The 9312-nt window shown below is 68.4% G+C and carries 6 protein-coding genes; 1 reads left to right on the forward strand and 5 read right to left on the reverse strand.

The features are described from left to right. Positions 1–218: 218 nt before the first annotated feature. From lpdA to AB1824_12080, 5 genes are all read right to left on the reverse strand, one after another. A complete protein-coding gene (gene lpdA / locus AB1824_12060; GenBank protein MEW5765698.1) occupies positions 219–1637 on the reverse strand; it encodes a dihydrolipoyl dehydrogenase in 1419 nt (472 codons plus the stop codon). A 4-nt stretch (positions 1638–1641) separates the two neighbouring features. Further along, the gene (locus AB1824_12065; GenBank protein ID MEW5765699.1) at positions 1642–2919 is read right to left on the reverse strand and encodes a dihydrolipoamide acetyltransferase family protein; all 1278 of its coding nucleotides are present in this window, start codon (positions 2917–2919) and stop codon (positions 1642–1644) included. An 11-nt stretch (positions 2920–2930) separates the two neighbouring features. Next, positions 2931–3968 carry an alpha-ketoacid dehydrogenase subunit beta gene (locus AB1824_12070; GenBank protein ID MEW5765700.1) on the reverse strand — a complete coding sequence of 346 codons (1038 nt, stop codon included), beginning with the start codon at positions 3966–3968 and terminating at the stop codon, positions 2931–2933. After that, positions 3965–5038: a pyruvate dehydrogenase (acetyl-transferring) E1 component subunit alpha gene (gene pdhA / locus AB1824_12075; protein MEW5765701.1), complete on the reverse strand. Its 1074-nt coding sequence runs from the start codon at positions 5036–5038 to the stop codon at positions 3965–3967. The genes AB1824_12070 and pdhA overlap by 4 nt, the downstream gene beginning before the upstream one ends. A 131-nt stretch (positions 5039–5169) precedes the next feature. Continuing rightward, the gene (locus AB1824_12080; protein MEW5765702.1) at positions 5170–5976 is read right to left on the reverse strand and encodes a hypothetical protein; all 807 of its coding nucleotides are present in this window, start codon (positions 5974–5976) and stop codon (positions 5170–5172) included. 250 nt (positions 5977–6226) lie between these two features. Between AB1824_12080 and AB1824_12085 the strand changes: the two genes are divergently transcribed. Continuing rightward, a complete protein-coding gene (locus AB1824_12085; GenBank protein MEW5765703.1) occupies positions 6227–8974 on the forward strand; it encodes a PKD domain-containing protein in 2748 nt (915 codons plus the stop codon). The last annotated feature ends 338 nt before the right edge of the window (positions 8975–9312 follow it).

Here is a 9312-nt window from a genome sequence, read left to right on the forward strand (position 1 = left end):
AACCCCTCCGGGGTTTCCCACCCTTCCCACAGTCCCTGCTGCGGTCAGAAGGCACCGCGTTTCGGATTGATTTTTACATGAGGCAACAAATACCATTTTGGGAAGATTCTTACGTGAGGCAACAGGCCAAGGGAGGGTCTGAACCGGGACCGGTGGGCTGGATGATCCCCTCCCGGGTCGGGCTCAGGGTCTTCGTCCCGGCTGCATCTCCGTCCGCCTCACTTGTTCATCACGTGAATGGCTGCGCCGAGGGCGGCCTCGACGGATTCGAGAAGGCCTTCGCTGAGTGTGGGGTGGGGGTGGATGGTCTGGCTCAGGTCGTCGAGGAAAGCGCCCATCTCGATGGCGAGGGCGGCCTCGGAGATCATCTCGCTGGCGTCCGCGCCCACGATGTGGACGCCGAGGATGCGCTTCGTGTCGGCGTCGGCGACGGTCTTGACGAAGCCCTCTGTGGCGTTGAGGGTCATGGCCCGACCCGAGGCCCTGAAGGGGAAGGTGCCCGTCACGACGCGGTGGCCCTTCTGGACGGCCTCCTGCTCCGACAGCCCGGCCCAGGCGATCTCGGGATCCGTGTAGATGACGGCGGGGATGACCACGTTGTCGAAGGCCGACGGCTCGCCGGCGATGACCTCCGCGGCCACCTTGGCCTCGCGGTAGGCCTTGTGGGCCAGGAGGGGCCCCCCCACCACGTCGCCGATGGCGTAGATTCCCGGCGCGCTGGTTTCCATGCGAGCGTTCACCTGGATGAAGCCCTTGGCGTCTTGCTTGACGCCTGCGGCGTCCAGGCCGAGCCCCTGGACCGAAGGCACGCGGCCCACGGAGACGAGGACCTTGTCGGCTTCCAGGACGGTCTCCTTACCTTCCTTGTCCTGAATCACGACGCGGGAGGGGGCGCCCCTTTCGAGGCGCATGGCCTTGTGGCCCAGGCGGAGTCCGACGCCCAGGGCCTTGAGCCTCCGGGTGAGGACCTCCCGCACCTCGGGGTCGTGCTGAAGGAGCAGTTCCGGGAAGAACTCCACGACCTCCACCTCCGCCCCGAGCTTCCGGTAGACGCTGCCCAGCTCCAGCCCGATGTAGCCCCCCCCGATGACGACAAGGCGGCGCGGGACCTCCGAAAGGGAGAGGGCTTCCTTCGACCCGATGACGGTATCGCCGTCCACCTCGAAGCCCGGAAGGGGGAAGGGGACGGACCCGGTGGCGACGACGGCCTGCTCGAACTGGACCACCTGGGGTCCCTGGTCGGTCTGGACCTCGAGGGTGCGGTCGCTCGTGAATCGCGCCCGGCCCGTGAGGACCTCGGCGCCGTTTTTCTCCGCCAGGAACTTCACGCCGCCGGTGAGCTTCTGGACGACGCCGTCCTTCCAGGCCACGAGTCGGCCCATGTCCACCCCTCTGGCCTCTACGGAGATGCCCATCTGGTGGGCTTCCCTGGCCTCGGCGAGGAAGTCGGCGGCGTGGATGAGGGCCTTGCTGGGGATGCACCCTTCGTTGAGGCAGATGCCGCCGAGGCGCTTTTCCGCCTCGATGAGCACCACGTCCTTTTTCAGCTGGGCCAGACGGATGGCGGCCAGGTACCCCCCGGGCCCGGCCCCCACGACGGCCACCTGACAGCCTTTGGCAAAGGATCCCACGACCATGGCGTCACCCCCTCAAAAGCATGTATTCGGGATGTTCAAGGCGCTGGACAAGGGCCGACGCGGCGCGCGCGCCCTCGGCCCCGTCGATGATCCGGTGATCGAAAGAGAGGGCCACGTTCATCATCTTCCGCACGGCGACCTTCCCCTCGTGGACCGCGGGGCGGTCCTTCACGGCGAAGAAGGCGGCGATGGCCAGTTCGGGCTGGTGGATGATGGGCGTGGCGATGAGTCCCCCCACGGGGCCGATGTTCGTGAGAGTGAAGGAGGCCCCCTTGAGTTCGTCGAGGGAGAGGCGGCGCTCCCTCGCCCGGGCGGCCAGGTCGGCGACCTCCCGGGCCACCGTGAGAAGGTCCTTCCGGTCCGCGTCGCGGACCACGGGGACGATGAGCCCCTCGGGCGTGTCCACGGCCACCCCCATATGGACGTATTTCTTGTAGACGATCTCCTCCCTCGCCTCGTCGTAGGAGGCGTTGAGGAGGGGGTGGGCCTTGAGCACGGAGGCCAGGGCTTTCACGAAGAAGGCCGTGAGGCCGAGCTTGACGCCGTCGGCCTCGGCCAGGGGTTTGAGGCGTCCATACAGGGCCAGGAGGTCCGTCACGTCCGCTTCGTCCACGTGGGTCACGTGGGCGGCGGTGCGCTTGGAGAGGGCCATGGCCTGGGCGATGACCTTCCGGAGGTGGGAGACGGGCGCCCGCTCCACCGGACCGTAGGGGTCGGAGTCCGCCTCCCCCAGAGGCGCGGCGGGCCCGGTCGGCGGGGCGTGCTTCGCGCCGTCCACGCGGACGCGGAACGCGGAGGGAGCCGGGGGGGGAGCTTCGGCGAACCTGCGAAGGTCCTCGTCGGTGACGCGGCCGTTGCGCCCCGTCGCGGGGACGGAGGCGAGATCCACCCCCAGTTTGCGCGCCAGGGCCCGCGTGTGGGGCGTGGCGAGGACTCGCCCCGGCCGAGGGGCCGAGGGCGGCGGCGCGGAGGGGGCGAAGGCGTCTGCCGCCGCGGCGGATGAGACCGCCTCGGGGAGGGCGGGAGCATGCGCCTTGGCCTCGCCCTCGGTTCCGAATACGGCGATCACATCCCCCACGTGGATCACGTCTCCCTTGCCGAATCGCAGTTCCAGGACCGTCCCCGCCCTGGGGGACGGGAGGTCCACCACGGCCTTGTCGGTCTCCACCTTGACGAAGGGCTGGTCCACCTTCAGGGAGTCGCCCGCCTTCACGAGCCACTCCACGATGCGCCCCTCGTGGATTCCCTCCCCGACGTCCGGGAACTTGAATTCGAAAACCATGACCCCTCCCCTTAGAAATCCAGCGTCTTTCGCACGGCGGCCACCACGCGCTCCCGGTGGGGAAGGTAGTGGGCCTCCAGGAGCGAGAGCGGAAAGACCGTGTCGAAGCCCGCCACGCGCTGGACCGGCGCCAGGAGGCTCAGGAGCGCCCGCTCCTGGATCAGGGCGGCGATCTCGGCCCCGAAGCCGGCGTTGCGGGGGGCCTCGTGCACCACCACGGCGCGGCCCGTCTTCTCCACCGACTGGAGGAGGGCCTCGAGGTCCAGCGGGTTGAGGGTCCTCAGGTCCAGCACCTCGGCGGAGATTCCCTCGCGCTGGAGCGCCTCGTGGGCTTCCAGGGCCTGCCGGACCATGGAGCCCCACGCGATGATCGTCACGTCCTTTCCCTCCCGGGCGACGCGCGCCTGGCCCAGGGGAATCGGCACGGCGGCCGTCGGGACCTCCTCCCGGAAGGCGCGGTAAATGCGCTTGGGCTCCAGGTAAACCACGGGGTCCTCGTGGCGGATGGCCGAGAGGAGAAGCCCCTTGGCGTCGGCGGGGTTGCTCGGCACCACGACCTTGAGGCCGGGCGTGTTCAGCAGGAGGGACTCGTAGGATTCGGAGTGGTGCTCGGGGGGATGGATGCCGCCCCCGTAGGGCATGCGCACCACCATGGGAAGGTGGAAGAGGCCCCGGGACCGGTTCCGATACCTCGCCACGTGTGCGAAGAGCTGGTTGACGGCGGGGTACATGAAGCCCATGAACTGGATCTCGGCAACGGGACGGAACCCGGCCGCGGCCAGGCCGACGGCCATGCCCACGATGCCGCTTTCGGCCAGCGGAGTGTCCATCACCCTTCCGGGGCCGAAGGCGTCGAGAAGCCCTTCGGTGACGCGGAAGACGCCGCCGTCCCGGCCCACGTCTTCGCCGAGGACGAGGACCGAGGGATCCCGCTCCATCTCCTGCCGGAGGGCCTGGTTGACGGCCTGAGCCAGGGTGAGGCGCTCGGCGGGCTCCGCGACGGCGTGCAAGGCCGAGTGCGCCCGGCTTTCGGAGATCTTCGCGGTCATCGTCCCACCTCGTTCAGAAGGGCCTCTCGCTGCTCCACCAGGTTCCAAGGCAGTTCGGAGTACATGGAATCGAAGATCTCCGAGGGGTGCGGCTCGGGCATGGCTTCGAGGGCCTCCACGTCCCGCTCCACGCGGGCGGAGGCCTCCTCGAGGAAAGCCTCCTCTTCGGCCTCGCTCCAGAGCTTCCTGGATTCGAGGAAGGCCCGCATGCGGGCCAGGGGGTCCCTCTGGGCCCAGTATTCCAGTTCCTCCGGAGGACGGTATTTCTTGGCGTCGTCCGCGGTCGTGTGGTTCTCCATGCGGTAGGTGTGGGCCTCGATGAGCGTGGCGCCCCCGCCGGAGCGCGCCCGGTCCAATGCCTCCTTCGCCGCCGCGTAGCAGGCCAGGACGTCGTTCCCGTCCACCTGTATCCCGGGGATCCCGTAGCCGTGGGCCCGCTGGGCGATGGAGCCGGCGGCCGTCTGCTGCCGGAACGGGACCGAGATGGCCCACTGGTTGTTCTGGATGTAGAAAACGGTCTTGGGGCGGAAGACCCCGGCGAAGTTCAGGGCCTCGTGAAAATCGCCCTCGGAGGAGGCGCCGTCTCCCGCGAAGCCCACCGCCACGGCGTCTTCACCGCGCAGCTTCAGGGCCAGTCCGACGCCCACGGCGTGGAGGAGCTGGCTCCCGACCGGAATGGCGGGCGGAAGGCACCTCGTTCCCTCGGGGAAGCGCGAGCCGCGTTCGTCGCCCTTCCAGAAAGCGTAGATCAGGTGGCCGGGGATTCCCCGGAGCATCATGATGCCGTGCTCCCGGAAGGAGGGCACCATCCAGTCCACCTCCTCCATGGCCAGCGCGAGGCCCGCCTGGGCGGCCTCCTGGCCCCGAAGGGAGCCGTAGGTGCCGAGCCGCCCCTGGCGCTGGAGGTTCAGCGCCTTCTCGTCGAAGCGGCGCATCCAGACCATGTTTCGGTACAGGTCGCGGAACTGCTCGTCCGAGAGACGCGGGACCAGGGCCTTGTCGGCCTTTCCGTCCTTGTCGAGGATCTCCAGCCGTTCCGTGACCGCCTCGTAGATCGTGCGTTTGGGCATGCGGGTCTCCTTAGGCGCCGCCAGTCTCGTCCGTGCTGTGGGCTGTTCCGAGTCGAGCGTAACAGGCCCCCCTCACCTAAGCAAACTCCTTGCCGTTTGCCGCAGGCCGATGGGGAGTTCTGGAAGGGCGATCAGGGCACCGCCGGTCGAGGGGAGATCACCCATTTCGGATCCCCGCGCCGGGCCCGGAGCGCGGGAGGAAGCTCGGGAGGCGCCTCCTCCACGGCGGAGGCGCCGAGGGCCCTCGCGCACGAGCGGCACACGGCGCGGGCGGCGGAGGACGCGTCGAGGCCCGGACGCGCCGGGAGGGCGCCCATGGCGGCGAGGATCCGGTCGGGCTCCACGCCGAAGACGCGGGCCTGGAAGGGCGCGTTCAAACCGAAGAGGAGCGCCCCGTGGACCAGAACGGCCCGGCGGCGCCGGGTCTGGGCGCAGCCGAGGACCTTTCGGCCCCCCGAGAGGAGCGTTTCGCCACGGTGGTCCTCGAAGCAAATGGGAGAACGCCGCCGCGGCGATCCGTCCCCGGGCCGCCACGGGCGGACCTCGGCCCCGAGTCCTCCGACGGCCTCGGCGATGGCGGAAACGAAGGCCGCGTACAGCGAGTGAATGCCCCGGGCCCAGGGGTGATCCGCGGGGAGGGCCAGGGAGAGGGAAAGGGAGCGTCCCCCTTCGTGAAGCACGGCCGAACCGCCCGTGATCCGCCGCAGGATCGGGACGCCCAGGCGCAGGCACGGGGCGGGATCCACCTCCGAAGGCGGCTGCCCATACCCGAGAACGAGGACGGGGTTCGGCCAGGCGTAGGTCCAAAGAACGGCCCCCCGGCTTCCCTCCTCAAGGAGAAGCTCCTCGAGGGCGAGGTCCTCGAAAGGTTCGCCCCCTTCCCTCCACCGAAAGCGCAGGGTGTGCCGGTCCGCAGGCGGTAGGTCTTCGGAACGCATGACGTATCCAGTGTAGCAGGCTTCGGCCTCCCTCCGGGGCGACGGAGGGAGCGTTTCAGTCATGTTTCACTAAAGCAACTTCAGGCGTGCTTTGCCCCTCTCGGGCCAGGATTACTTGACTCCGGATTCGGAGGGTTGTAATTTGCTAATTGTAGTTTAGGGATTCGATTCGAGCGGTTTGTATTTTCTGGAGAATTCCCGCTCGGATTGGAGATCTCGCGCCAGGCGCGGGGAAGCGAAGGAGGCGGGCATGATCGGGACCCATCGGCGGTCGGGCTCCCCGCGTGTACGCGGCGGCGGCCTTCTCGGTGCGAGGATCCGTGGACTTTCCGCGGCGGCGGGGCTCCTGCTCGCCGCGGCGGTTCTGGGCGCGGTGTCCCTGCCGGCGGCGGCTCAACCTCTGGAGGCCGAGATCACGGCCAACCAGACCTGCGGGCCGGCCCCCCTCAACGTGTGCTTCGAGGCGACCTCTCCGGACCTCGATCCGGAGGCCATCCCGTGGTCGTACAACTGGGATTTCGGGGACGGGACCTACCCGACGCCGAATTTCGACGACCCCCTGCCCTGTCACGCCTTCATGACGCCCGGAACCCAGTACCTCGTGGGGGTGTCCATCACGGACACCAACGGCGATACGGCCGTCGGAGCCATCCTCATCTCCACCCAGGAACTGGCGGTGAACATCTGCGCCGACGTGACGAGCGGTCCGGCGCCGCTCCTCGTGCAGTTCAACGACGGATGCGGCAACGTGTCGGGCGGCGTGCCTCCCTATTTCTACGACTGGGACTTCGGGGATGGCTCGGACCACTGCTACGACTGGGCCACCCAGCACGCCTACGATCTGCCTGGGGTCTACTACGTGACCCTCACCGTGACCGACGCCTGCGACCCCACCAGCGTGGTGACCGATACGCACATCGTCGTCACGGTGACGCAGCTCAACGTGACGGGCAACGCCACGGCCACGCGCACCTGCGGCCCCCCCAACACGGAGGTTTGCTTCACCGCCACGGCCCAGGGCGGCATGGCCCCGTACACGTACTCCTGGAACTTTGGGGACGGCACGGCGGCGGTGGCCGGTCAGGCCCCCTGCCACGTCTTCACCACTCCAGGGACGTACACCGTGGCCATGACGGTGACCGACGCCCTGAGCAACACCTACACGGACGACCACATTCAGGTCATCATCACGCCGCCCCTCTCCGTCACCTCCTCGGCGAGCCGCACCGACGGCTTCGCCCCCTTCACCGTGTTCTTCACGAGTTCCGTCACGGGAGGCACGGGGCCTTACAACTACACCTGGGACTTCGGCGACGGGGAGACGGCGACCTCGGGCAACGTCCTGCACACTTACGCGGATCCGGGAAGCTACACGGCGGTGCTCACCGTGACCGACAGCTGCGTCCCGCCGGCCACCGCCGCGGCCACCCCCATTCCCATCGCCGTCTATCCCATCGTGGTGACGGCCACGGCGAACCGGGAGTGCGGATACGCGCCGCTGAACGTGATCTTCGACGCCACGGCCGAGGGCGGCCTGCCGCCGTACACCTACTCGTGGAACTTCGGGGACGGGACGCCGGGGGACACGATCGCCAATCCGAGCCACAGCTACCTCTCGGTGGGGACCTTCACGGCGACGGTGACGGTGACCGATTCTCTGGGTCGGACCGGGACGGGGACGGTTCAGGTCCAGACGGTGCCGACCCTGGAGGTGGCCATCGCATCCACCGCCCTGACCGGACCGGCCCCGCTCACCGCAAACGTCTCCAGCGTGGTCACCGGCGGTCTGCCTCCCTATACCTACGATTGGGACTTCGGCGACATGGAACCCCACAGCGTCGCGGACCACGACCAGCACACGTGGGTGGAGCCGGGCGAATACACTCTGAGCCTCACGGTGGAGGACAGCTGCGGGCACAGCGTCACCTCCACCCTCGAGATCACGGCCTACGGCGCCGTGGCGGTGGCGGTCACGAGCGACGTCTCCTGCGGCACGGCGCCCCTTTCGGTCTGCTTTGAGGGGACTCCCTCGGGCGGCGTTCCGCCATACACCTACTCCTGGAATTTTGACGACGGCACCAACAGCACGGACGAGAAGCCCTGCCACAACTTCATTTCGGCGGGCACCTACGAAGTCACCCTGACGGTGGAGGACTCCCTCGGAAGCACGGGCTCCGCCAAGGTGGACGTGGTGGTCGTGGCTCCCCTCCACCTGGCCGTCGCCACGGGGGCCAGCACGATTCAGGGCTTCCCGCCCCTGGCCGTGAACTTCACGAGCAGCGTTTCGGGCGCCTCTCCGCCCTTCACCTACGCGTGGGATTTCGGCGACGGAACCACCGCCAATTCCTCCACGCCCCAGCACATCTACGACTCCGTGGGTGTCTACACGGTCTCCCTCACCGTGACGGCGGAGGATGCCTGCGGCACGGCCTATACGGCGACGGACTCGCATCTGACCATCACCGTCCTGGAAGCCCCCAGCATCCGTCTCGTGTCTCCGGTGGATGGGGGCTCTTACGGCGGCACCGTCAACCTCCAGAGCGTGGTGTACGACGACGTGGCGGTCACGCGCGTGGATTACTACGTGAACGGCGCGCTCCTGGGGTCTTCCTTCACGGGGCCCAGTTACGGCCTCGTCTGGAACAGCGCCGGCCTGAACGGGACCTTCAGCGTGTACGCCATGGTGGTGGACAGCCTCGGGCGCTCGGCGGTATCCGATACGGTCGTGATTTCGCTGGGCAACCCCATCCTGGACGGCCGGGTGCAGGTCCTTCAGGACCCCTTCCGCCTCAAGGTCTACGGGAGCGGCCTCCAGCCCGGATGCATCGTGAAAATCAACGGAGCGAACGCGCCCCTGACCGTCTACAAGGGCAGCAACATGGTTCTGGTCAAGGGCGGGAACCTGTTGAAGGCCATGCTGCCCAAGGGAGTGCCCGTGCTGATCACGGTGGTCAACCCCGACGGCGGGACCTCCAACAGCGCCGCCTTCACGCGCTGACCGGCCCAGCCCGACGAGTCGAAGACGGGAGGCCTTCGGGCCTCCCGTCTTTCATTTGGCTCCTCTCGCGAATCTGGACGTCTCGAAGGGCTGGGCAGGCCACCCAAGCGCTGGATGCGCTTGGCGTCGGTCGGGAGGCACCGGTCCGAAAGGCGTCCCCTGCTTGCCGTCCTCCCAAAGGCTTCTTCGAAAGGCAACATAGGAGGGATCTCGGGCGCCTTTTCCCGCGCCTTTCCTCCCGGCGCCTCTCCCGCCCGGCCGCCCTTGGGGCGGGCCGGCCTGCCTGGCTCGGGTCCGTTCGCCTCCCCCCCCACACACTAAGGGGTGCGCCGGCGGCG

It is taken from the genome of Acidobacteriota bacterium (genome assembly GCA_040752915.1).
In the GTDB taxonomy this organism is placed as follows: Bacteria; Acidobacteriota; UBA4820; order UBA4820; family DSQY01; genus JBFLVU01.

Coding starts and splice junctions, on each gene's coding strand:
- AB1824_12080 (MEW5765702.1), bottom strand. CDS start 5,976: ATGCGTTCCGAAGACCTACCGCCTGCGGACCGGCACACCCTGCGCTTT.
- AB1824_12070 (MEW5765700.1), bottom strand. CDS start 3,968: ATGACCGCGAAGATCTCCGAAAGCCGGGCGCACTCGGCCTTGCACGCC.
- lpdA (MEW5765698.1), bottom strand. CDS start 1,637: ATGGTCGTGGGATCCTTTGCCAAAGGCTGTCAGGTGGCCGTCGTGGGG.
- pdhA (MEW5765701.1), bottom strand. CDS start 5,038: ATGCCCAAACGCACGATCTACGAGGCGGTCACGGAACGGCTGGAGATC.
- AB1824_12085 (MEW5765703.1), top strand. CDS start 6,227: ATGATCGGGACCCATCGGCGGTCGGGCTCCCCGCGTGTACGCGGCGGC.
- AB1824_12065 (MEW5765699.1), bottom strand. CDS start 2,919: ATGGTTTTCGAATTCAAGTTCCCGGACGTCGGGGAGGGAATCCACGAG.